At 40.1% G+C, this 23,939-nt stretch carries 18 protein-coding genes, 2 pseudogenes and 1 riboswitch; of the genes and pseudogenes, 17 read left to right on the top strand and 3 right to left on the bottom strand.

The annotated features are described in order from the left end of the window. The first annotated feature begins 396 nt into the window (after positions 1-396). The 7 genes and pseudogenes from D2A30_04570 to D2A30_04600 all read left to right on the top strand — a co-directional run bounded on the left by D2A30_04570 (position 397) and on the right by D2A30_04600 (position 9,252). Positions 397-1,746, top strand: a pseudogene (locus D2A30_04570) (NAD(P)/FAD-dependent oxidoreductase). Further along, entirely contained in the window at positions 1,736-3,202 is a 1,467-nt protein-coding gene (locus D2A30_04575) for an HTH domain-containing protein (protein ULL20916.1), read from the top strand. The pseudogene D2A30_04570 and the gene D2A30_04575 overlap by 11 nt, the downstream one beginning before the upstream one ends. Positions 3,203-3,414: 212 nt before the next feature. Then, on the top strand, positions 3,415-4,929 hold the full coding sequence (gene glpK / locus D2A30_04580; GenBank protein ID ULL20917.1) for a glycerol kinase: 1,515 nt from the start codon (positions 3,415-3,417) through the stop codon (positions 4,927-4,929). 75 nt (positions 4,930-5,004) lie between these two features. Next, positions 5,005-6,834 carry a type 1 glycerol-3-phosphate oxidase gene (glpO, locus tag D2A30_04585; protein ULL20918.1) on the top strand — a complete coding sequence of 610 codons (1,830 nt, stop codon included), beginning with the start codon at positions 5,005-5,007 and terminating at the stop codon, positions 6,832-6,834. 13 nt (positions 6,835-6,847) lie between these two features. Beyond that, positions 6,848-7,555, top strand: coding sequence for an aquaporin family protein (locus tag D2A30_04590; GenBank protein ULL20919.1), 708 nt, complete (start codon positions 6,848-6,850; stop codon positions 7,553-7,555). Between the two features lie 131 nt (positions 7,556-7,686). After that, the gene (locus tag D2A30_04595; protein ULL20920.1) at positions 7,687-8,637 is read left to right on the top strand and encodes a 2,6-dichloro-p-hydroquinone 1,2-dioxygenase; all 951 of its coding nucleotides are present in this window, start codon (positions 7,687-7,689) and stop codon (positions 8,635-8,637) included. Between the two features lie 222 nt (positions 8,638-8,859). Further along, positions 8,860-9,252 (top strand): hypothetical protein, encoded by a 393-nt coding sequence (locus tag D2A30_04600; GenBank protein ULL21987.1) that lies wholly within the window; start codon positions 8,860-8,862, stop codon positions 9,250-9,252. 27 nt (positions 9,253-9,279) lie between these two features. On the opposite strand, the gene pepF is transcribed toward D2A30_04600, so the two are convergent. Then, positions 9,280-11,070 (bottom strand): oligoendopeptidase F, encoded by a 1,791-nt coding sequence (pepF, locus tag D2A30_04605; protein ID ULL20921.1) that lies wholly within the window; start codon positions 11,068-11,070, stop codon positions 9,280-9,282. 127 nt (positions 11,071-11,197) lie between these two features. Between pepF and D2A30_04610 the strand changes: the two genes are divergently transcribed. The 7 genes from D2A30_04610 to D2A30_04640 all read left to right on the top strand — a co-directional run bounded on the left by D2A30_04610 (position 11,198) and on the right by D2A30_04640 (position 19,009). After that, positions 11,198-11,536: a hypothetical protein gene (locus tag D2A30_04610; protein ID ULL20922.1), complete on the top strand. Its 339-nt coding sequence runs from the start codon at positions 11,198-11,200 to the stop codon at positions 11,534-11,536. Positions 11,537-11,708: 172 nt separating this feature from the next. Further along, positions 11,709-13,076, top strand: coding sequence for an NADH oxidase (locus D2A30_04615; GenBank protein ID ULL20923.1), 1,368 nt, complete (start codon positions 11,709-11,711; stop codon positions 13,074-13,076). Between the two features lie 297 nt (positions 13,077-13,373). Beyond that, positions 13,374-15,653, top strand: a complete 2,280-nt coding sequence (gene pcrA / locus D2A30_04620; GenBank protein ID ULL20924.1) for a DNA helicase PcrA — start codon at positions 13,374-13,376, stop codon at positions 15,651-15,653. 62 nt (positions 15,654-15,715) lie between these two features. Further along, positions 15,716-15,805: riboswitch (TPP riboswitch) on the top strand. Positions 15,806-16,140: 335 nt separating this feature from the next. Then, positions 16,141-16,788, top strand: a complete 648-nt coding sequence (locus D2A30_04625) for an HAD family hydrolase (GenBank protein ID ULL20925.1) — start codon at positions 16,141-16,143, stop codon at positions 16,786-16,788. Beyond that, on the top strand, positions 16,785-17,582 hold the full coding sequence (gene thiD / locus D2A30_04630) for a bifunctional hydroxymethylpyrimidine kinase/phosphomethylpyrimidine kinase (GenBank protein ULL20926.1): 798 nt from the start codon (positions 16,785-16,787) through the stop codon (positions 17,580-17,582). The genes D2A30_04625 and thiD overlap by 4 nt, the downstream gene beginning before the upstream one ends. Positions 17,583-17,586: 4 nt before the next feature. Continuing rightward, positions 17,587-18,372 carry a hydroxyethylthiazole kinase gene (locus tag D2A30_04635; GenBank protein ULL20927.1) on the top strand — a complete coding sequence of 262 codons (786 nt, stop codon included), beginning with the start codon at positions 17,587-17,589 and terminating at the stop codon, positions 18,370-18,372. Further along, entirely contained in the window at positions 18,365-19,009 is a 645-nt protein-coding gene (locus D2A30_04640) for a thiamine phosphate synthase (GenBank protein ID ULL20928.1), read from the top strand. Before D2A30_04635 ends, D2A30_04640 begins: the two co-directional genes overlap by 8 nt. A 205-nt stretch (positions 19,010-19,214) precedes the next feature. On the opposite strand, the gene D2A30_04645 is transcribed toward D2A30_04640, so the two are convergent. Then, a complete protein-coding gene (locus tag D2A30_04645) occupies positions 19,215-19,442 on the bottom strand; it encodes a hypothetical protein (GenBank protein ID ULL20929.1) in 228 nt (75 codons plus the stop codon). Between the two features lie 178 nt (positions 19,443-19,620). Between D2A30_04645 and D2A30_04650 the strand changes: the two genes are divergently transcribed. Continuing rightward, the gene (locus D2A30_04650) at positions 19,621-20,304 is read left to right on the top strand and encodes a noncanonical pyrimidine nucleotidase, YjjG family (GenBank protein ID ULL20930.1); all 684 of its coding nucleotides are present in this window, start codon (positions 19,621-19,623) and stop codon (positions 20,302-20,304) included. A 52-nt stretch (positions 20,305-20,356) separates the two neighbouring features. Further along, positions 20,357-21,119 (top strand): annotated as a pseudogene (locus tag D2A30_04655) (CPBP family intramembrane metalloprotease). Between the two features lie 226 nt (positions 21,120-21,345). Here D2A30_04655 and D2A30_04660 read toward each other — a convergent pair. After that, on the bottom strand, positions 21,346-22,494 hold the full coding sequence (locus D2A30_04660) for a 5-methyltetrahydropteroyltriglutamate--homocysteine methyltransferase (GenBank protein ULL20931.1): 1,149 nt from the start codon (positions 22,492-22,494) through the stop codon (positions 21,346-21,348). A 202-nt stretch (positions 22,495-22,696) separates the two neighbouring features. Between D2A30_04660 and D2A30_04665 the strand changes: the two genes are divergently transcribed. Beyond that, complete coding sequence (locus D2A30_04665; GenBank protein ULL20932.1) at positions 22,697-23,863, top strand: MFS transporter; 1,167 nt, start codon at positions 22,697-22,699, stop codon at positions 23,861-23,863. Positions 23,864-23,939: the final 76 nt, after the last annotated feature.

Here is a 23,939-nt window from a genome sequence, read left to right on the forward strand (position 1 = left end):
ACCCAAAAGCGAAGTGTTTTAACGCTAGCCTAAAAACAAGAAAGTGAGCACGTCCAGTGGAGTGAAACAGTTTGGGGAACTGTTTCAGCTGGTCACCAAGAAATACGAAAGTGACCACAGAGCCTGAGCCTGAAAACCCAGAAGCGAAGTGTTTTAACCCGAGCCGAGAAACAATAAATAAACAATGACTGTTTGTTTTCTGAAATTATAAGAAAGAACACAGATTTTTAAATCAGTAATTTGAAAATCCGTGTTCTTATTTTTTTCTAAGATAAACAAATATTAGAAAGCACAACATTTCTAAAAATCATTTTCTATTCTCCATTTTCCAGTTGCAAGCCTTTCCATTCTTGTTAATTTCTTGTTATAATGACAAAAAAGGATGAAGGAGCTAGTATGAAAATTGTTATTATCGGTGCTTCATTTGCTGGGTTGAGTGCAGCTTTGGAGTGTAGAAAATTGTATAAAGATGATCAGATTACATTGATTGATCGAGAAAAGGATGTTGCCTTTTTTCCAAATGCCTTAAACTGGAAATTGTCAGATTGCATGACTGAATGGGAGGAAGCAAGGATTTCTCTGTAAAAGGAACTATTGCAGACTACCATTACCTGTCTCTTTGAAACTGAGTGTTTAGCCATTAATCCTGAAACGAGTCGGCTTAAATTAAGACAGCAAAATGTCATCAGTGAAATAAGCTATGATCGTCTGATCTTAGCTATGGGTGCCAGTCAAACGTGGGAATGGGGCCAGGAAGAACTTCAAGACTACTTGATCCGGTCTAAGACCCTTACTCAAGCGCAAAGAAGTCTAGAAAAAATAAAGCAAGCAAAAACTATTGCAGTGATTGGAGCAGGGCAGATTGGATTAGAAAGTTTGGATGCTCTGAGTCGAATGAATTTGAAGTTACATGTGTTCGAAGCGCAAGATTCCCTGTTGGCGAAGTATCTTGATGAGGAGATGGTTGAGCCCATTCGTCTGGAAATGGAACAAAGAGGAATTCTAATACATTTATCCGAAACTGTGAATCAGATTGAGATAGATGAGCAGGAAAAGCAAGTTACTTGCCGGACTGTAAATGGAAAGTATCGAGCTGATTTTATTCTTCCATCAACGAATTTAATACCCAATATTCAATTGGTAAAAAATCTTCTGAGAATAAACGTTGAAGGTACTGTGTGGGTAAATGAGTATCTTGAAACCAGCCAGAAGAATATTTTTGCTGTGGGAGATTTGGTTAGTTTACCAGTAGAATATTTTGGCCAAGCATATCTTCCAATGATTCATCATGCTATCCGAACTGGTAGACTAGCTGCTCAGAACTTAGTGATGCAGAGTATTCCATTGAAGAAAACCCAACGGATTGTATCGAGTCGCTTGTTTGGCTATTATGTGACTAGTATTGGGTTAACAGAAAGTGAAGCAAATTTATGGCTGAAGTGTAAGTCGATTCGGATGAGGAGCCCATACAGTCAATGGGAATCAGAAATGGCTGATTTTAAATTGATTGTAGATGAAAATGGAAGGATTGTAGGAGGTCAACTCGTTTCGGTTGTCGATCATATTGAACAAATGGATGCCTTTTCACTTGCTATTTCAAATGGTTTAACAGTATTTGATCTAGTCCAACAATCTTGGTTATGTCTTCCAGGTAAGACTCCCTTGGTGCCAATGATGGTAGAAGCAGCTCAGGAATACATTCGGCAAGAAAACCTAACACATACGGAGGTTGGCTATGCAGATTGATTCCCTATTGGAAAAACGCGAACGAGCTATTTATCAGTTGCTCCTGTTTGTGGAAAACAGAAAAGATGCTCCCTTGCTGAAAGATGTGTGTCGCCATTTAGATCTGACAAAATCAACTTTATTGCGCTATATAGATTCTTTTAATGAAGAGTCGCATGCTGCAGAATTGGGTCTTTTATTTCACCTTGAGGAAGAAAAGGTTTCTTTACAAAAAGATGCTCGACTAAGTCAGCAACAAATATTATCTTATCTTTTTCAGCCTAGTATCAAGTATCAGATTATTGTATTTGTATTAGATAAAGAAGATGTTTCTTTACAGACATTGTCTCAAGAATTACTAATTAGTGAGGCAACGCTCAATCGCCATCTCGCATCACTAAACCAATTACTGGCTGAATTCGGCATTGCCATTAAAAGCGGCCGGTTGAAAGGAAGCGAGCTTCAAATACGATATTTCTTACATCAAGTCCTCCTCTTGACAACTGTTAGCTCCAAATACCAAGAGGAATTTGCCAGACGCCATTTGGACGCCTTATTACCCTTATTTGAACGCTTTTATCAGTCAAAACTCAATCCTAAACAGGCCTATCGTCTTTTATTATGGTTGATGATTTCACAACAACGTTCTAAGTTACAACAGTTGGATTATAAGGCACTGTATAGCCTCATGAGGCCTTATCAGGACCATAAATTTTATCGACAATTGCGGAAGATGTATCTGACAGTGGGACAACAACAATCTGCTTCCTTTCAGGAAGGGGATATCATGGCTTTATTTGCATTTTTGTTTAGTCACTTTATTTTAGAACCACATCAGTTGGAACAGGTTCTGGGCTTTGGGGGTCCAATTATGCAAGCAACGTCACTTGCTTTGCACGTTTTTCGTTCACACCTAGGAGAGTCCTTGTCGATTTCAGAAGAGGCCCTTTATCATTTGAATCAGACCATGAGTCAATTGTATTTCTTTCAATCTTCGCTTGAACTTGAAGTGGTACAAGAACTTTCATTTGAAGACGAATCAGCCCAATTATTAAAAAATGTCTTTAAAACAGCTTTTCATAGAAGTCTACATGCTGATCAGGTAATGGCTGGCTATTCTCTAAAAATCAAAGCCTTATATGTATATTTTAGTCAGATAAAGCCGATACAGGTCAAAATTGGTTTCGCATCTTCTTTGCATGAGGTTTTATCCTATCCTTTATTAATGCAGTTGAGAGAAAAGCTTGAAGGCAATCGTCAGGTGCTTATAGACCCCTATCAGAATGGAGAATCTTATGATTTCATTATCACTGACTACCTTAACGAATCGTCATGCCCTATTTATTATTTAGGAACTCAATTAAAAATGTATGATGTTGTACAATTGAAATCTATTATACAAGAGCTGTACAATCAAAAGGCAAGACAATCAGAAAAAATTGCAACTCAAACACCTTTTCCAATAGAACATCGGTAACTGATTGAAAAAATATCTTTAGCAGGAACAAAATAGTTGCTTGAAAAAATTTGATATTCGTTGATTGGCTGGACTTTCTAGCTCACTTATATCAAATTTTTTTATTTTTTTAAAAAAATTGATAGGATACTTTCCCGAGAATGGGTTAGAATAGAGTTACCAAGAAAACGGAAGCGTTTTCAAAAAAAGATAAACAAACAGGAGGGAGACCTATGTCTACTGAAAAATACATCATGGCTATTGACCAAGGAACTACAAGTTCACGTGCCATCATCTTTAATAAAAAAGGTGAGAAAGTTGGCAGTTACCAAAAAGAGTTTACGCAAATTTTCCCTAAACCAGGTTGGGTTGAACATAACGCCAATGAAATTTGGAATTCGGTCCAGTCAGTCATTGCAGGATCCTTTATCGAAAGTGGTGTTCGTCCTGATCAGATTGAAGGAATTGGTATTACCAACCAGCGTGAAACAACGGTGGTCTGGGATAAGGAAACAGGTCTTCCAATTTACAATGCCGTTGTCTGGCAATCTCGCCAAACAGCTCATCTTGCTGACCAGCTGAAAGCGGATGGTCACGCAGATATGATTCATAAAAAAACAGGCCTTGTAGTGGATGCTTACTTCTCAGCAACCAAAGTTCGTTGGATTTTGGACCAAGTCCCTGGAGCGCAGGAACGTGCTGAAAAAGGTGAGATTCTGTTCGGAACCATTGATACTTGGTTAGTGTGGAAGTTAACAGATGGCAAACAGCATGTGACAGATTATTCAAACGCAGCTCGTACAATGCTCTTCAATATTGAAGAGTTGAAATGGGATGATGAAATTTTATCTCTTCTCAACATTCCAAAAGCCATGTTGCCAGAAGTTCGTTCAAACTCTGAAGTTTATGGAAAGACAGCTCCATTCCATTTCTATGGCGCAGAAGTGCCAATCTCTGGCATGGCAGGTGACCAACAGGCTGCCCTATTTGGACAACTGGCATTTGAGCCAGGTATGGTGAAAAATACTTACGGAACTGGTTCTTTCATCGTGATGAATACAGGTGAGGAGATGCAGTTGTCTCGTAATAATCTATTAACGACGATTGGCTATGGTATCAATGGTAAAGTATACTATGCTTTGGAAGGCTCTATCTTTATCGCTGGTTCGGCGGTTCAATGGCTCCGTGACAGCATGCGAATGGTGACAACCTCGCCTGAGTCAGAAGAGTTGGCACGCAAATCTACCAGCAATGATGAAGTCTATGTTGTTCCAGCCTTTACAGGACTTGGAGCTCCGTATTGGAATTCAGATGCGCGTGGCTCTGTTTTTGGATTGACACGTGGTACAACAAAAGAAGACTTCGTCAAAGCAACTCTTCAATCCATTGCCTACCAAGTTCGTGATGTTATTGATACCATGCAATTGGATACGGGTATTGATATTTCTGTGTTGAAGGTTGACGGTGGTGCAGCCATGAACAGCCTCCTCATGCAATTCCAAGCAGATATTTTGGGTATTGAAATCGCACGCGCTCAAAACCTTGAAACTACAGCTCTTGGAGCAGCATTCTTGGCAGGTTTAGCAGTTGGTTTCTGGAAAGATTTGGATGAATTGAAAGAACTCAACGCTGTCGGCCAATCTTTCCAACCAACCATGAACGAAGCTCGTAAAGAAAAACTTTACAAGGGATGGAAAAAAGCTGTCGCAGCAACTCAACTATTTGCAGAAGTGGATGAAGAGCAATAAAGGACTTGTTAGCGAGGGGAGAGAAGGCTTTCCTCTTGCTAGACAGTCCTATTCGAAAGTTAGGAAGTGAATAGAATGGAATTTTCAAAAGAAACAAGACGCATAGCCATTGAACGAATGCAGGATCGTCAACTAGACCTCCTCATTATCGGTGGTGGTATTACGGGTGCTGGCGTGGCTTTACAGGCAGCAGCAAGTGGCATGGAAACAGCCTTGATTGAAATGCAAGACTTTGCAGAAGGAACTTCCAGTCGCTCAACAAAATTGGTGCATGGTGGATTACGTTATTTGAAACAATTTGACGTGGAAGTGGTATCCGATACCGTATCTGAACGTACTGTAGTACAAAATGTTGCCCCACATATTCCAAAGCCAGACCCAATGCTTTTACCAGTGTATGATGAGCCAGGTTCAACCTTCAGCCTCTTCCGTTTGAAAGTAGCCATGGACTTATATGACCTCTTAGCTGGTGTCAACAATACTGCAATGGCCAATAAGGTCTTGACTAAAGAAGAAGTCATTGAACGTGAACCAAACTTGAAGCAAGAAGGATTGATTGGTGGCGGTGTCTACCTCGACTTCCGCAACAATGATGCCCGCTTGGTCATTGAGAACATCAAACGTGCAGCCAAAGACGGCGCCTTGATTGCCAGCCGTGTCAAAGCTGAGAAATTTATCAAGGATGAGTCAGGTAAAGTTATCGGCATTGTTGCTCGTGATTTGCTGACAGATAGCACCTTTGAAATTCATGCTCGTTTGGTCATCAATACAACAGGACCATGGAGTGATGAAGTGCGTAATCTGGGTGGCGAGGGCTCAGGCGTTCTCCAGATGCGTCCAACCAAAGGTGTACACCTAGTTGTCGATAGCACTCGCTTGTCTGTTCCTCAGCCAACTTACTTTGATACTGGTCACGCAGATGGTCGAATGGTCTTTGTCCTTCCACGTGAAAATAAAACCTATTTTGGTACAACAGATACAGACTACACTGGCGATTTGGCGAATCCGATGGTAACCCAAGAAGACGTTGACTATCTGCTTGATATTGTCAACAATCGCTTCCCAGAAGCAAACTTGACCTTGGATGACATTGAGAGCGGTTGGGCAGGTCTTCGTCCCCTCTTGTCTGGAAATGGAGCTTCTGACTACAACGGTGGAAACAGCGGAAAACTCAGCGATGAGAGCTTCAATAGCTTGATTGAAACAGTTAAAGGCTATTTGAACAATGAAAAGAGTCGTGACGATGTGGAGCAAGATTTGACACATTTGGAAGGCAGTGTTTCTGAAAAACACATGGATCCATCTGCTGTATCACGCGGTTCTGCACTTGATCGCGATGACAATGGTTTGCTGACTCTTGCAGGTGGTAAAATCACAGACTTCCGTAAGATGGCCGAAGGAGCAATAGAAAAGGTTGCAGACATCCTCAAAGAAGAACATGGTCGCAGCTTTAAACTCATCAATTCTAAGACCTATCCAGTCTCTGGTGGTGAATTGAACCCGGCAAACGTTGCAGAAGAAATCGAACATCTTGCTCAACTAGGTGTGAAGAAAGGTCTTGTCTATGATGATGCGCTTTACTTGGCAAACTTGTACGGCTCAAATGCGCCAAAAGTCTTTGCATTAAACCATAAAGTAGAGGCCGTTTATGGCTTGAACAAGCGTGATTTGCTTTCCCTTCACTATGCTATGAAGGAAGAGATGACCTTGACTGCCGTTGACTATCTTCTCCGTCGTACCAACTACATGCTCTTTATGCGTGAGCAGTTGGATGCGGTGGCACCAGACATTTTGAAAGAGATGGCTGCATACTATGCTTGGTCAGAAGAAGAACTAGCACAACAGGAACAATTGTTGGCAGATACACTTGTTAAGAATGATTTGACCTATTTGAAAGAAAAATAGAAAGAGGTGCATGATGACAAATGAATTAATCGGTGAAGTGTTGGGTACCGCCTTACTTGTCTTACTAGGTAATGGTGTGGTAGCAGGAGTAGTACTAGATAAGAGTAAGGCTAAGGATGCTGGTTGGATTGTAATCACAATTGGTTGGGGTCTAGCAGTAGCCATGGCAGCTTTTGTGAGTGGCTTATTGGGACCTGCCCACCTCAATCCAGCTGTATCAATTGCAATGGCCTTTGCAGGAAATCTCCCATGGGGGTCTGTAGTCCCTTATATCCTTGCTCAATTTATCGGAGCTTTTATCGGTAGTATCCTAGTTTTCCTTATGTACAAAGATCACTACGACGCTACTGAGGACACAGGCGCTGTATTGGCAACTTTCTCTACTGGTCCTGCCATCCGCAACCTTGTTTCCAATACAATTAGCGAAGCAATTGGAACCTTTGTTTTGGTCTTGGGATTATTGGCTTTCGGTCAGTATGATTTTCCAACAGGGCTTGGTACCATAATTGTTGGTGGCTTAATCCTATCTCTAGGAGTATCATTAGGAGGTCCAACAGGATATGCCCTAAACCCTGCGCGTGACCTTGGTCCTCGTATCATGCATGCCATTCTTCCGTTGAAGCACAAGGGCGATTCGGATTGGGGCTATGCTTGGGTACCAGTTGTTGGTCCAATCATCGGAGGCTTGCTTGCTGCTGTCCTATATGGTCTCATTTTTTAAGAAATATCCTTCTCTAATCAGCAATGGTTAGGGAAGTTTTTTGGTATTTGGATAACAATTGTAAGCAAGATAGTTTAAGATATCAATAACTAGTGATAAAATACTTGTATCATCATCAAAGAGGTATTCTTATGAACAATACAGGTATTCATCACATTTCAAGCTTGGTAGGAAATATTCATCAAGCCTATCATTTTTATTACCATATTCTAGGCTTGAAATTAACCTTAAAAACGGTGAATCAGGACGATTCTTCTATGTATCATTTGTTTTTTGGAGATGCAGAAGGTCGATTTGGAACGGAATTCACTATTTTTGATATGCCGACACTAGCTCGACAACGGGAGGGAGCAAATCGATTGGAGAGAACCATTTTTCTAGTCAAAGATTTAACTGCCTTGGAATTTTGGCAGAAAAGATTGACAGAGTTTGAAGTGGTAAACGAAGGGATTCAGGCTTTTGGAAGCGGGCATATCTTGAATTTCCAAGATGAGGATGGTCAGTTGCTTGGTTTAACATACCATGAATCCATAGGAAAGATGCTACCTGTTGAGATCAAGGACATTCCTGCGGCTGCAGCAATTGTAGGCATAGCTGGCATACAAATGCGGGTTCGTAAAGAGAAAGCTCTAATTGAATTACTTGAGGACCGTTTTGGTTTTGTGGAAGAAAATCGATTTGAATACCAAGGACAAGAAGTTATTTCACTAGTATTTGATAACGAGTTTCAACACCGAGTGCAGGTTATGGTCGATAAGGAATCAAAAATCAGTGTAATCGGTGTTGGTGGTATCCATCATGTGGCTTTCGGCGTGCTAGATGAATCTGATTTAGAAGAAATGGTTGACCATTTGAATCTTCATAATCGTCCGCACTCTGGTATTATCAATCGAGATTTCATGCATTCCTTGTACTTCCGAGCACCAAATTATCTCATGTTTGAGGTTGCAACGATGAATGGTGATAAAGAAGCTCCAATGCCAAATCAATCATCCAAATTAGATGAAGTTGAATTATTTCTACCAAGTTTCTTAGAGCAAGAACGATTAGAAATTGAAAAAATACTCGATCAACGTTATTAGGAGAAAATTTGTATGGATTATCGCTTTATCAAAGGGACCAGACCCCGTCTCTTGGTCTTTTTCCACGGTACAGGTGGCAACAAGGAATCAATGCTCTTTCTCCGCCAACAGCTGGATCCAGAAGCTTTTATCCTTTCCTTGGATGGAAGTTGGGGACAAGGCAGGAAAAGGCGTTTCTTTGCCCCGCTGATTGATGGTCAGCTGGATCTTGTCGATGTTGAAATGCGCTTGTCGGCTTTTCTGGATTTTTGGCAGGACTCAGACATTCAGCCCTATCACCAGGTTACCTTCGTAGGCTTTTCAAATGGTACCAACTTCATCATGGGCTTGTTAACCAAACAGTCAAATCTGGCGGACAATTATATATTGCTCCACCCTTCAGCCTTAGATTATGCTTTTCCTATGGAAAATAGCAGAGCAGAGATTTTGTTTACACTAGGGCAGAATGACCAACTCGTCGACCAAGTTGCTCTTGAAAATCTTGTAGATGATTGGCAAGCGTCAGCCTTTCCCAAAGCCAACCTAGCTCGTTTTGAAAAAGGCCACTTTCTAAGTCAAGACGAATTGACCTATGTTAGAAATTGGTATCAGGAAAAAATAAACGAAAAGACCTGAACAAGTTGTTCAAGCCTTTAAGGGTTATTAGATTAAGGATTCTAATTTGTCAACCAATGAACCTACATAGGCGATGGTTTCTTTAAGAGGTTGATCTGTTGAAACGTCAACACCAGCGTGTTTAGCAAGGTCTTGGGCAGAAAGACTTGCACCGAGTGACAAGGTTTCCAACCATTTTTCAACAACTTCTTCAGGATTTTCTTCCAATTGCTTTGCCATAGCAGTACCGATGGTCAAACCAGCTGAGTAGGTATATGGATACAAACCAATGTAGTAGTGTGGTTGACGCATCCATATAAGACCTGCATCGTCACCGATTTCAAAGTCATCACCCCAGAATTCTTTGATGATGTCTAGCTTGATTTGACAGAGAATGTCACCGTTTAGATATTCATCATTATCAAGGCGAGTGTAGACTTCACGTTGGAAGGCAGCTTCAAGCAAGTGAGTCACCATGTTGTGGAAGTAGGTGCGACTAATCAATTCACTAATCAAATAGGCTTGGAAACCAGGATCTTGATTGTTTTTCAAGAGGGTATTACATGTCAAGACCTCATTTGCAGTAGATGGAGCTTCGATGAAGTATAGTGATGGTTCATAGCTTAGCACACTTTGTTTCTTAGCCAATTGGAAATGACCAGCATGTCCTAATTCGTGAGCCAATACCAAGACCTCATTCATCAAACCTGTCCATGAAAGTAAGATGTAAGATGGTCCATCATACAAGGTAGCACAGAATCCACCTGTTGCCTTGCCTTTGTTTTGAGCAAAGTCAATCCAACGCTCATCAAATGATTGTTCAATCATTTTCACATAATCTTCACCAAGAATGCCCAAGCAGTCAATCAAGAATTGTTTGGATTCTTCAGGAGTAATGCGTTGGTTGTATTCAGATGGCAGACTGATTTTCAAGTCAGCGTGTGTGATTTTATCTAAACCATGAGCCTTAGCAACCAATTTCACATAGCGACGCATGTGAGGAGCCAATTCTTTCATGATGACATCAATCTGACGGTCGAAGAGGTCGCGAGAGACATTTTGGCTATGCAAGAGGAAGTCGATCGTATTGTCAAATCCACGCAAGCGAGCTTCGATTTGTTCGTTTTTGATATGAGACAAATAAGTCGCTGCAGTTGTATTCTTGTATTTCTTCAAGGTTGAATAGAAGCCAGCAGCTGAATTGCGACGGATTTCGGTATCATGGCTGAGTTCATAATCATTTTCAAAGAGAACATAGCTGTTTCTAAGTGTTTCACCATTGGCTTCAAAACTATCAAAGGTCATATCCTCAAACTTGGTCACACCGTAATTGTTATAAGGCTGACCAAATGTTGGTGCAAAGTTTGCAAGAAGCTCTTCTTGTAAAGGATGAAGCTGGTATGGTTTTTGACGAATAATATTTTGGATGTATGATTTCCACTGAGGTTGGTCAGTAATCACACTTTCCAATACATCTTGGTCTAGTAAACTCAGTTCTGTATGTAAGAAAGACAATTTTGGAATTGTGTAGGCAATTGTCAAGTCAAAATCATTTGACAAACTGGCTAACTCGGTGTTCATTTTATCAACTTCAAGCGGTAGGAAAGCGTAGTGTGATAATTTACTCTCTAAAATAGCTAAGCCTTCGTATTCTTTTAGAGCTGCCACAATGGTCTCATGTGTTGTTAATTTTCCTTTGTAATTTGCTTCAAAATTCTCAACTTGTTTTTTATAGGTTACCAAGGCATCTTTATAGGCCTGATTATCTGGAAAAATCAGATTGGTATTCCAAGTAAGTTGAACGTCAATTTCATGACGCTTTGGCATTGCATTAGACATGGTATTCTCCTTCATGTTGTAATATTGACATTATATCACAGAATGAAAAAAGAAACTTGACAAAACCGTGAAAAACCTAGATAATAGAAGTATGAAAGGGTTTACTGAAAACCAGGAAGGAGCTTTTATGCAAGTCATTAAACGTAGCGGAGAAATTGTTGAATTTGATCCAGAAAAAATTTATCAAGCTATTCTCAAGGCAGCCCAAACAGTTTATGTTATTGATGAAACTTGGCGGAAGAATCTTGCTCAGGTAACCAAAAAAGTTGTTCTTGACTTGGAAGAAGCTCATACAGAGCGACCTACCATTAGTATGGTTCAATCTCAGGTTGAACATCGTTTGCTTGATGCGGGTTATATCTCAATCGCAGAACATTATATTTCATATCGCTTGCAACGTGATTTGGAACGTAATGGTTATGCTGATAAGATTATTGTGCATTTGCGTTTTGAACAAGTACGTTAAGCTAAGACCTAGAGGAATCTAGGTTTTTTGCATATCAATCAATACATATTTTGGCAATAATCAATTAAATTTAAAAAATGTGATATTCTGAGCATATTTTTTGAAATCGGTAACATTCATATTGTATAATATAATTTGTAAAAAAATATATTTTCGAAAGTGAGATTTTACTATGTCTAAAATCGTTGTTGTTGGTGCTAACCACGCTGGTACTGCCGCAATCAAAACTATGTTAACAAATTATGGTCAAGAAAATGAAATCGTTGTATTTGACCAAAACTCAAACATTTCATTCTTGGGTTGTGGAATGGCTCTATGGATTGGTGAGCAAATTGCTGGTTCAGAAGGACTTTTCTACTCAAACAAAGAAGAGTTGGAGAGTTTGGGAGCTACAGTTTATTTGGAGTCACCTGTTACAAACATTGACTATGATGCTAAAACAGTTACTGCGCTTGTAAATGGTCAAGAACATGTTGAATCATTTGACAAACTTCTTTTTGCAACTGGTTCACAACCTATCTTGCCACCAATCAAAGGCGCTGAAATTAAAGAAGGTTCTCTTGAATTTGAAGCAACTCTTGAAAACTTGCAATTTGTTAAATTGTACCAAAACTCAGCTGATGTTATCGAAAAATTGAAAAACAAAGATATCAATCGTGTAGCAGTTGTAGGTGCTGGTTATATTGGTGTTGAGCTTGCGGAAGCATTCCAACGTAAAGGTAAAGAAGTAGTCCTTATCGATGTAGTTGATACATGTTTAGCTGGTTACTATGACCGCGACTTGTCAGACCTTATGGCTAAAAACTTGGAAGACAATGGTATCAAACTTGCTTTCGGTGAAACTGTTAAAGAAGTTGCTGGTGATGGCAAAGTTGAAAAAATTATCACAGACAAGAACGAATACGATGTTGACATGGTTATCTTGGCAGTTGGTTTCCGTCCAAACACTGCATTTGCAGGTGAAGGAATTGAGCGCTTCCGCAATGGTGCTTTCCTTGTAAACAAACGCCAAGAAACTTCAATCCCAGGCGTTTATGCTATTGGTGACTGTGCAACAATTTACGACAACGCTACTGGCGACACAAGCTATATCGCATTGGCTTCAAACGCGGTACGTACTGGTATCGTTGCAGCTCACAACATCTGTGGCACTGACCTTGAAGGTATCGGTGTACAAGGTTCTAACGGTATCTCTATCTACGGATTAAACCTTGTATCAACAGGTTTGACACTTGAAAAAGCTACTCGTCTTGGCTTTAACGCAGCAGTTACTGAAGTTACTGATAACCAAAAACCAGAATTCATAGAACATGGTAATTTCCCTGTAACTCTCAAGATTGTTTACGATAAAGATTCACGTCGTGTTCTTGGTGCACAAATGGCTGCTCGTGAAGATATTTCATTGGGTATCCACCTCTTCTCATTGGCAATCCAAGAAGGTGTAACAATCGAAAAATTGGCCTTGACAGACTTGTTCTTCTTGCCACACTTCAACAAACCTTATAACTACATCACAGTAGCTGCCTTGGGTGCTGAATAATCAATTTAAGCTGATAAATATGGCTCAGAGATATTCTCTGGGCTTTTTTGGGCGGTGGTTCTCACGTTATCGACTGCCTATCTAGAGTTTTTTTGGTATAATGGAGGGTATGATTAAAACGAACCTGTATTCACAGTGTAGTACTTCCATCTTAGGCTAGTTTTTCAGCTATTCATCGTTTCTTTTTCCAAAAATACAGTCGGTATTTCCTCAAAAAAATAACTTGATTAGCTATAAACGATCTCCTATTTGAAAGTAAATTACTTGTAAATACAAGTTCTAAGAAAGTATGAGAAAATGAACCCATTATTAAACGGAATGAATGACAGACAGGCAGAAGCGGTGCAGACGACAGAAGGACCGCTATTAATTATGGCAGGGGCTGGTTCGGGTAAGACGCGAGTTCTGACTCACCGTATCGCTTATTTGATTGAAGAAAAAATGGTCAATCCTTGGAATATCTTAGCTATTACCTTTACGAATAAAGCGGCGCGTGAGATGAAAGAGCGGGCCTATGCTCTCAATCCTGCTACTCAAGATTGTTTGATAGCTACCTTCCACTCCATGTGCGTACGGATTTTGCGTCGTGATGCTGACCATATTGGTTATAATCGCAATTTTACGATTGTCGATCCAGGTGAGCAACGCACCCTTATGAAACGGATTTTGAAAAATCTTAATTTAGATCCGAAAAAGTGGAGTGAACGTTCTATCCTGGGAACCATTTCTAATGCCAAAAACGATTTGATTGATGACAAGGCATTTGAAGCCCAGGCAGGCGATCTATATACGCAGATTGTTGCTAAATGCTACACGGCTTATCAAAAGGAGCTAAGACAGTCAGAGGCCGTTGACTTTGATGATTTGATCATGTTGACGCTCCGCCTTTTTGACCAAAATCCAGAGGTCCTGACCTATTACCAGCAGAAATTCCAGTACATCCATGTCGACGAGTATCAGGATACCAACCATGCCCAGTACCAATTGGTTAAGCTCCTGGCATCTCGTTTCAAGAATATCTGCGTGGTCGGAGATGCGGACCAGTCTATCTATGGTTGGCGTGGTGCGGATATGCAAAATATCCTGGACTTTGAAAAGGATTATCCAGAGAGCAAGGTCGTACTTTTGGAGGAAAACTATCGTTCGACCAAGAACGTCTTGCAGGCAGCAAATGAAGTGATAGAAAACAATCGCAATCGCCGTCCGAAAAAACTCTGGACACAGAATGCCCAAGGGGATTTGATTATCTATTATCGTGCTCGGGATGAAAATGACGAGGCAATATTTGTAGCGAGTCAGATCGACCAGTTGCGCCGAGAAGGCAAGGGCTATAAGGATTTTGCAGTTCTCTACCGGACAAATGCTCAATCCCGTACCATTGAAGAAGCTCTGCTCAAGTCCAATATCCCTTACACAATGGTTGGCGGTACTAAGTTCTACAGCCGTAAGGAAATTCGGGATGTCATTTCCTACTTGAACCTCATTGCCAACCCATCAGATAATATCTCTTATGAACGCATTGTCAATGAGCCAAAGCGTGGTGTTGGCCCCGGTACGGTTGAAAAGATACGTGATTTTGCGACCAGTCTTGGCATGTCCTTGCTGGAAGCATCACAAGATATTATTCTGTCACCAATCAAAGGCAAGGCTGCACAGGCGGTCTTTGACCTAGCCAATCTTCTTTATAAGCTACGTAATCAACTGGACAGCTTAACAGTTACTCAAGTGGTAGAAACTGTCTTACAGGAGACAGGCTACATTGATGCCCTTGCAGCACAAAATACGTTGGAAGCCAATGCTCGCATTGAAAACATCCAGGAATTCCTTTCTGTTACCAAAAAATTTGACGAAAAGGATGCTGAGGAAGAAGAGACAGGTCTGGATCGGTTGACGCGCTTCCTGCTTGATTTGGCACTGATTGCTGACACAGATGATGGCGATAGCGAATCTTCAGAAGTGACCCTCATGACTCTTCATGCGGCTAAGGGTCTGGAATTTCCTGTTGTCTTCCTGATTGGTATGGAGGAAAATGTCTTCCCGCTCAGCCGTGCAGCAGAAGAAGAGGACGAATTGGAAGAAGAACGTCGTTTGGCTTACGTAGGCATTACCCGTGCTGAGCAGACTCTCTACCTGACAAATGCTAATTCACGCCTTCTTTTTGGTCGCAGTAATTACAACCAACCTAGCCGCTTTATACGTGAAATTTCCAGTGACCTCCTTGACTACCAAGGGCTTGCTCGTCCAGCTAATACTAGCTTTAAGGCTTCTTATGTCAATGGCAAATCGACACAGTTTGGACAAGGCATGAGCTTGCAACAAGCCCTACAAAGTCGAAAAGCAGCCGTACAACCATCCGCCAAGCTCGGAGGCAGTATGCCCTTCGCATCAAGCAACCAATCGTCAAGCTCAGGCACCAACTGGTCAGTTGGAGACATCGCAGTCCATAAGAAATGGGGCCGCGGAACAGTCCTTGAAGTATCAGGTTCAGGCAGCAATCAAGAACTCAAAATCAATTTCCCCGACATGGGACTCAAAAAAGTTTTGGCAAGTTTAGCGCCGATAAGTAAAGAAGATTAAATTTAGTAAAAAAACAATTGCACTAAGCTCGAAAATATGATAAAATATTTTTGTAAAATTGAATAGAACATTTGGGGTGCCAAGAGGCTGAGATTATACCCATCGAACCTGATGCAGTTAGGACTGTCGAAGGGAAATGTGTATCAACAAATTTTGTTGACAAGTATTATATTCGTATTCTAGTATAGGATACTGTATTTACTGGACATCAATCATCGTAGGTGTAACTCCATTTGATAAACCATCAGATGGAGTTTTTTCTATAATCGAATGAAGAGTTCTCAGAAAGAAGGAACTGAGTGCAGGTAGCTACAACAGCCTAGCGGCTGTTCTAGCTTGGAAATAAGATATGCGCAACCAGTTACTTTCATAGAGTTCGGCAAGCCGAAAGTGATGATAAATCTAATACAATTAAGAATATTTTCACAAATAGTCTCAGCTGATTCATTTTACATTTCCTAACGAGAAAAAGTGAAAGGAGACATTGATGAACAAAATGGTCATTTGGTTTGACCTTGATGGAGTTATTTTTGATTCCTATGAGGTCTGGGATCTGGTGGTTCAAGGGATTTTGAAACATCACGGAGTTGCGTATACCCAGCAGATAAGGGAAGAACTTTGGCGGATTTCAATGGAAGATGTCAACGCGTATTTATTGCAACTTGTGGAGAATTCCTTAGATGAGAATGAATTTGAAAGGCAAAAAATGAATCAACTGCAATCACTATATAGAGATATTTCCTTGGTGGAAGGTGTGCATGAGCTCCTATCTACATTGAAGGCAAAAGGTGCAGTCATGTACGCAGTCACTTCAAACTATCTGGAGCTGGCTGAACTAGGATTGTCATCCCATCATCTGTCTAACTATTTTGTGAAACTATATAGCAGTTTGGATTTGTTTGGGAGCGATAAAAATAGGGAATTTTACCAATTCATCCTACATCAGGAACGGATAGATCCAGCCAATATCGTAATGGTCGAGGATAATAAGAACAATCTTTGTATTGGACATGAGTTAGGAATAGCGGGAGTTTATATAGAACATCCAAATTCCCCTTTTTCTGTTGAGAACACTGGTATAGTTAGCATCAAGCAATTAAGTGAATTGATACCAATTTTGGAGGATAAAAAATGACATCTTTACATGTAGCATTATCAATAGCAGGAACAGATCCGACAGGCGGAGCAGGTATTATGGCTGATTTGAAGAGCTTTCAGGCTAGATCAGTTTATGGTATGGCAGTCGTGACGAGTGTCGTTGCTCAAAATACCAAAGGGGTGCAACTAATTCGTCATCTTGATCAGGAAATTTTAGAAGAACAATTGAAAAGTGTTTCTCAGGACATTGTTCCAGATGCAATAAAAACGGGAATGTTAGCACAAGTCGAGACCATAGAGCTCGTCGCAAGCTATCTTGCTGAACAGAAGTGTCCATATGTCTTGGATCCTGTTATGGTCGCAACGAGTGGAGACCGTTTGATTGAAGAGGATGCAATCCAAGCGCTGAAAACAAAATTACTGCCCCTTGCTACCATCATTACACCGAATCTACCAGAAGCAGAAGTTTTAGTCGGTAGAACACTGAAAAGTGAAAATGACATCATGAATGCGGGCCGTTGGATCCGGAAAGAGCTTGGGGTAAAAAATGTGGTCATAAAGGGTGGTCATCTGGCAAATGTGGCATCTGACTACTTATTTTTAGAAGATGGTGAGGTCAGGATCATCAGTGCAGCACGCATTGCTACGAACCATACACATGGTACAGGTTGTACCTATGCGGCAGTCATAACTGCAGAGTTGGCAAAAGGTCGGACAGTAGCACAAGCAGTCGAAACCGCCAAACGATTTATTACTGAAGCAATTCAGACTGCTCCAGAACTGGGTCATGGAAATGGTCCTGTCAATCATACCACCTACAGAGGAGAGTAGCAAGATGTATTTGGAAAAATTACGTAGTCAAAATCCCTTGACCATTTGTATTACGAATGATGTAGTCAAAAATTTTACAGCCAATGGCTTGCTTGCTCTCGGTGCCTCCCCTGCGATGAGCGAGTATCCAGAAGATTTGGAGGATCTACTTCCCTATGCAAAAGGCTTATTGATTAATACAGGGACCTTGACCGATGAAACTTGGGAACTATACAAATCTGCTTTGGATATTGCTGAGAAATATGGTGTACCTACTGTCTTAGATCCTGTCGCGGCAGGTGCTGGTGCCTATCGCAAGAAAGTTGCCTTGGATCTGTTACATCATCATACTATTTCACTCGTTCGTGGGAATGCAGGAGAAATTGCAGCCTTGATTGGTGAAAGTATTGAAACGAAAGGGGTAGATTCTGCTCAGATTGACAACGTTGGTGAACTAGCTCTCAGAGCCAACCAACAATTAGGAATTCCTGTTGTGATTACAGGAAAAAAAGATGCTATCGCTGTGAATCATCAGGTTCGGATTTTGGAAAACGGTAGTGAGTTAATGACCCTAGTGACAGGGACAGGATGCCTACTGGGAGCAGTTTTGGCTGCCTCTATTCACCTAGCTGATGAGGATTCATTATTGGATTGTTTGGAAGAGGTCCTATCGGCTTATTCGATCGCTGGAGAAATGGCAGAGCAGAAAACCTTACTACCCGGAACCTTCCAGATTGAGTTTTTAAATAGCCTCTATGCAATCCAATCAGAAGAGGTTGAGGAAAATAAAAAGGTCATTCATTATGAATAGAAAAATCCTTCAAGTTTACTTTATTTGTGGCACGACAGATTGTCCAAAAGGCAAATTTTTGGATGTACTGGAAAAGGCATTGCAGGCAGGAATCACTTGTTTTCAATTTCGTGAAAAAGGTGAGCAAGGTTTAAAAGGGTCTGATAAACTACTGTTGGCAAAACAAGTTCAACACCTGTGTCATCGCTATCAGGTTCCATTAATCATTAATGATGATGTTGAGTTAGCATGTGCAATTGATGCTGATGGAATACACCTTGGTCAGGAAGATTTGTCAGTAGTAGAAGCGAGACAGCTCTTCCCAGGGAAAATAATTGGACTATCAGTTGGAACAGAAGAAGAATACCTCAATTCGCCTATTGAACTAGTAGATTATATCGGAAGTGGACCTGTTTTTCCCACTTTATCTAAAGATGATGCTAGTCCAGCAATTGGAATGGATGGATTAAAGCAACTAAGGAGACTCAATTCCGATATTCCTATGGTTGCGATAGGAGGGTTATCTGCAAAAGATTGCAAGGATATTCTCCAAGCAGGTGCAGATGGAATAGCTCTTATCTCAGCCATTTCCCATGCTGAAGACCCCTACAAAGCAACAAAGATATTGATGGATGGGATGCAAGCAATGTCTGTCTAAATTATTGTAGAAGAAATTATATATTATAGCACATTGGGATTAAAAAGAGGGTTCGAATCCTCTTTTTGTGTTAGTTGCGAACATGGACGAGTGATTTACTGTGTATAGTTACTATATTTATTAGGTATAGTTGGACCAGTTGAATAGCAGATATGAAAATATTCAAAAGTTAGGGAAAGATTGCATACACAACACAATTTATGACTCAAAAAAGCTCCCTAAATATTGATTTGACAGCGTTTAGAGAGCTTTTTTTATTTTTTAACTGATAAACTCGAAAAAAGTAATTTGTATCTGTATAGAATTTTTGAGTTGAAGTGATATCATTAATTTTGAATCTATGCTTTGTATCGCAATTGACAGATAGATATTGTGACAATTTCAAGGTATAATATTGCTTTAAATAAATTAAAAAGTTAATCACTAATTTCACTTTACATCTGGACTATTTGTTATAAGATAAGAACATCATATTCTATACGAAAATATTATCATAAAAACACTGTAATTAATATTTTTGTTCATTTTCAAAGTTTTCAGTGTTTCCTTATTTCCTAAAATTGGTACTATTCTGTGATATAATATGCTCAATAAGTAAAAGGAGTTCACAATTGCACTACAAACATTTATTATTCGATCTTGACCATACTCTTCTTGATTTTAGTCGGGGTGAGGAGGTGGCTCTGACACAGTTTTTAGCTTCGATGGAGGTTGAGGATATTCAATCTTTTAAAGAAGTCTATCGTCCGCTCAACCAGGGCATGTGGAAGGATTTAGAAAAAGGTCTGATCACAAAGAAAGAGTTAATCAATACTCGTTTTTCACGGACCTTTGCTCACTTTGGTCGTCAGGTTGATGGGACGGAGATGGCTTTGCGATACCAAGAGTTTATAGGACGGCAGGGACAAATTTTTGCAGGAGCAGATAAGCTATTGCAAGAGCTGACCAAGCGTGGGTATCAGATTTATGCGGCGACCAACGGTGTGACCTATATTCAGGAAAAACGCTTGCTGCACTCACCGATTCAACCTTATTTCAAAGAAGTATTTATTTCAGAACAGATGGGGACGCAAAAACCTTCGGCGGATTTTTATGAAAAAATAGCAGAGCAGATTGCAGGTTTTCAATTTGAACAAGCATTGATGGTTGGAGATAGCCTTACTGCAGATATCCAAGGCGGGAATAATGCTGGTATGGATACTGTTTGGTATAATCCTTCTAACCTGATAAACTACAGCAAGGCTATTCCGACCTATACAATTCACAGTTATCAAGAATTACTAGAAATGTTATAAAATCGACTATACCCATCTAAATGGTTGAGAAAAATGTATCAGAGGAGAAAGTGTGAAGGGAATATTGAAAGCTATTCGACCCCAAAAATCACTGAAAGAATTAAACTGGCTAGATGTGTTTGTCCTGACCGCAATTTTATTTGGAAATGCTATTTATACCTCGACCATGCAATGGATTGCATCTTTATCTGCGACAGAAGTAGTGGAAAATGGAGTGCAATCCTTTACCGCAGCAGACAGTTGGTGGGCATTGGTCAATCAAGGAAAACTGTTTTTGTTTGCCTTGGTTTATTTGCTGATTCGGAATGTTGATTTCAAACAACTAAAGGTAAAACTAGAATGAACAGTTTTACTCTGGGGACCACGGATTTTTATCGGTGCTGGTTAGATTAGTGACTTGGCATTTTCAGACTTTTCTTACCTTCCAGGGATTACTGGAGGGTATAACCATCTAGTATATCTCCCTTATTATAATTTGGATATCATGACGGTGATAAAATCGCTTCTTAGCGGTTGATTATAGTACAGTTGTTTATGCTTTGTTTAACGGCTTTTACGAAGAATTCTTTTTCCTAGGTTTATTGTTAAGTACAGATAGAAAGAAACGCTCGCTCGTATTGCTTTTTTCAACCATCGTCCGAACCTCATTCCTTACCTATCAAGGATTGGTTTCAGCCTTAGTAATAGGTGTGCCGTTTGGTTTGTTTTACTATTATATGTATAGAAATAAAAATGATAATCTCCTACCTTACTTTCTAGGACATGCTCTGGCAGATATGGTTGGTACCAGCTTCTTGTCCCTATTTATTGGGTAGTATAGTCATTTGAATTAGCTTTGATACTTCGTCACTTTCGTCTTGCCGTACTTTACGAAAGTGACTTGTTTCTCAAGTCTTATTTCCAACCTAGAACAGCCTTTAGGCTGTTCTAGCAACCTGCGCCTCAGTTCCTTGTCTGAAAGCTAATTCATTCGGCTATAAATAGCATTCTTCTAATAATGAAAATCCCATGGAATTCCTATTTGTTCCATGGGATTTTTTATTATTCATTCCAGAATTTGCTTGCAATATCTTGACCTTGTTTGATTTTAGCCCATTGTTGTGGAATGGCCAATTCATTACCAGAGTCACATGAAGCAAAACCGCATTGGTGAGAAAGGTAAAGACGTTCTTTAGGGATGATTTTACTTGCTTCTTCTAAGAGTTTATAGACACGCTCTTCATCATCTAAATCGGTTGTCTTACTTGACAGAAGTCCAAGAACAACTTCTGCGTTTTTATCGCGTAAGCTTTCTAAGGCTTTCAAATCACCAGCACGCTCATCATCCCATTCAAGGAAAAAGCGGTCGTAGTGCTGATCACGCAAGAATTTTTCTGCGATTGCCTCATAAGTCCCACCAGCGGCATGACGACTTTCGTAGTTACCACGGCAGTTGTGTGTCCAAACAGTAAGACCAAGTGAATGTGCATAGTCAACGACTTCATTATTTATTTTGACAAAGGCATCTGCTAAATCAGCTAGTCCTGCATTGCCTTCAGCAAAGAAACTTGCAGGATTACTTTCATCAAAAAGTTCCCAAAGACAGTCGTCGAACTGAATAATGGTGCCACCAGCAGTTTTATAGTCATCAAGGAATTCTTTATAAGCTTGAATGAGACCATTTTTTAAATCATCGGCAGTTGCATATACTTGACCTTTGCCATACAATTCATTAAAAACAGCAAGTTCAGTGTAAGCATGAGCTGGGCCCCATACAGTCAATTTTGTTTGCGTATCTTCAGCTAGCTCACTCACTTTTTTAAAGATTTCAATAAAGTGGTGATTCTTACCAGATAATTCTTCAGTGATGCGGATACCTATGTCTTTTCTTGTCTCAAAGTGACTGCCATCATGGTCTTTAAAAGTATATCCATGATCAGCAATATACCGTTCAATACCTTTTAAGCCCCATACAAAGTCAAGGTGCCACATAGATTTAGAATATTCTCCGTCAGTTAGGATATCTATTCCTTTTTCTTTTTGTTCCTTTACGATTGATTCGATGGCTACTGTTTCAGTTTCTTGATATCCAGAGAAGTCATTATAAAAAGGATAATGGATATCATCTCTATGTTCGATTTGTGTTTTGTAGTCACGCAATTCTGCTGGACGTAGAAGGGAACCCACTAGTTGAAATCTTGATGTTGTCATTTGTAAATCTCTCTTTCACTTATCACTGAACTAATTCTACCCCAGTTTGCTTTATTTGAAAAATAGTTATTTTGAGTCAAAAGATATAGTTGTCCGCTATATCTCATTTTTAGATTTCTAAAATGCTTTTTCTGGGGGCAGAACTATGGTATAATTTTCTTTGCAGAAATCCGAACGTTTGAAAAAAGTTTAGGGGAGAAGAATGAAAAAACACTTTAGTTTTATTTTATTAGGGATTATGATGTTGGGTGTGGTGATGAGGGCACCCTTTACAGCCTTGCCAGCAGTCCTCACAGATATTGCCTCTGGGTTGGGTGTTGAAGTGAGTTCACTCGGCATTTTAACTTCGATTCCCTTGATCATGTTTGCACTATGCTCATCAATAGCGCCACGTATGGCAGCAAAATTTGGCTTGGAACGTCTAATGGCCATTGTACTTGTGATTATGGTTATTGGTTCTGGATTGAGGGTGTTCAACCTCCAAACACTTTTCATCGGTACGATGATGATCGGAGCTAGTATCGCATTTATTAATGTCTTGTTGCCAAGCTTAGTTGCTGCTAATTTCCCGCATAAGATTGGGCTTTATACAACCATCTACATTACTCTGATGGGGATTTCCGGAACAGTCGCGTCAATGGTTGCAGTACCAATTGTTTCAGCTACTTCTTGGAAATTTTTTATTTATTTAATCACTGGAGTCATCCTCTTAGCTTTACTTATCTGGTTACCAAATGTGAAGAACAATCATATGTTTGTGACTGGCAACCAATCAGAGAAAACAAGTTCTCTATGGAAAAATAAGGCTGCCATTGCCTTTCTTATTTTTGGTGGGTTGCAATCCGTCTTGTTCTACACAGAAGTCACTTGGTTACCAACCATTTCGCAATCTATTGGATTTTCAAAAGCAGAAGCAGGATTGATGTCTGGAATTTATAACTTGGCTGCCATACCAATGTCTTCAATCATTACAACTCTACTTTCGCGTCAGACGAAAGAATCTCGCAGGAACATCATGCTCCTCATCTCTTTGATTACATTAGTTGGCTTGGCCCTTATGGTAATCACTCCAAAAAACTTTTTTGCTTGGACAATTATACATATCGTACTCAGTGTTTCCAATGCATCACTCTTCCCATATATGATGCTCAGCTTTACTATGAAAACCAGTAACAGTCAGGCAACGGCTCGCTTATCAGGTATGGTACAAACAGGTGGCTACTTAATCGCAGCATTTGGTCCAGGTCTCTTAGGATATAGTTTTCCAATTTTTGGTAGTTGGTTACCCTTGATTCTGTCATTGGCTACTGTAACCTTGGTGATGATGTGGATGATTGTACTGGTTGAGAAAGAAGATATCATCATTTAGTCACATTTTCCCACAATTCACTTGTTCATTTTGGGATATAATAAAAACAAAAAAAAGCTGGATATTCACCAGCTTT

It is taken from the genome of Streptococcus suis (assembly GCA_022354845.1).
GTDB lineage: Bacteria > Bacillota > Bacilli > Lactobacillales > Streptococcaceae > Streptococcus > Streptococcus suis_AA.

Excerpts from the sequence above, each read along its gene's own strand:
- D2A30_04575 (ULL20916.1), top strand. The coding sequence starts at position 1,736 with ATGCAGATTGATTCCCTATTGGAAAAACGCGAACGAGCTATTTATCAG.
- glpK (ULL20917.1), top strand. The coding sequence starts at position 3,415 with ATGTCTACTGAAAAATACATCATGGCTATTGACCAAGGAACTACAAGT.
- glpO (ULL20918.1), top strand. The coding sequence starts at position 5,005 with ATGGAATTTTCAAAAGAAACAAGACGCATAGCCATTGAACGAATGCAG.
- D2A30_04590 (ULL20919.1), top strand. The coding sequence starts at position 6,848 with ATGACAAATGAATTAATCGGTGAAGTGTTGGGTACCGCCTTACTTGTC.
- D2A30_04595 (ULL20920.1), top strand. The coding sequence starts at position 7,687 with ATGAACAATACAGGTATTCATCACATTTCAAGCTTGGTAGGAAATATT.
- D2A30_04600 (ULL21987.1), top strand. The coding sequence starts at position 8,860 with ATGCGCTTGTCGGCTTTTCTGGATTTTTGGCAGGACTCAGACATTCAG.
- pepF (ULL20921.1), bottom strand. The coding sequence starts at position 11,070 with ATGTCTAATGCAATGCCAAAGCGTCATGAAATTGACGTTCAACTTACT.
- D2A30_04610 (ULL20922.1), top strand. The coding sequence starts at position 11,198 with ATGCAAGTCATTAAACGTAGCGGAGAAATTGTTGAATTTGATCCAGAA.
- D2A30_04615 (ULL20923.1), top strand. The coding sequence starts at position 11,709 with ATGTCTAAAATCGTTGTTGTTGGTGCTAACCACGCTGGTACTGCCGCA.
- pcrA (ULL20924.1), top strand. The coding sequence starts at position 13,374 with ATGAACCCATTATTAAACGGAATGAATGACAGACAGGCAGAAGCGGTG.
- D2A30_04625 (ULL20925.1), top strand. The coding sequence starts at position 16,141 with ATGAACAAAATGGTCATTTGGTTTGACCTTGATGGAGTTATTTTTGAT.
- thiD (ULL20926.1), top strand. The coding sequence starts at position 16,785 with ATGACATCTTTACATGTAGCATTATCAATAGCAGGAACAGATCCGACA.
- D2A30_04635 (ULL20927.1), top strand. The coding sequence starts at position 17,587 with ATGTATTTGGAAAAATTACGTAGTCAAAATCCCTTGACCATTTGTATT.
- D2A30_04640 (ULL20928.1), top strand. The coding sequence starts at position 18,365 with ATGAATAGAAAAATCCTTCAAGTTTACTTTATTTGTGGCACGACAGAT.
- D2A30_04660 (ULL20931.1), bottom strand. The coding sequence starts at position 22,494 with ATGACAACATCAAGATTTCAACTAGTGGGTTCCCTTCTACGTCCAGCA.
- D2A30_04665 (ULL20932.1), top strand. The coding sequence starts at position 22,697 with ATGAAAAAACACTTTAGTTTTATTTTATTAGGGATTATGATGTTGGGT.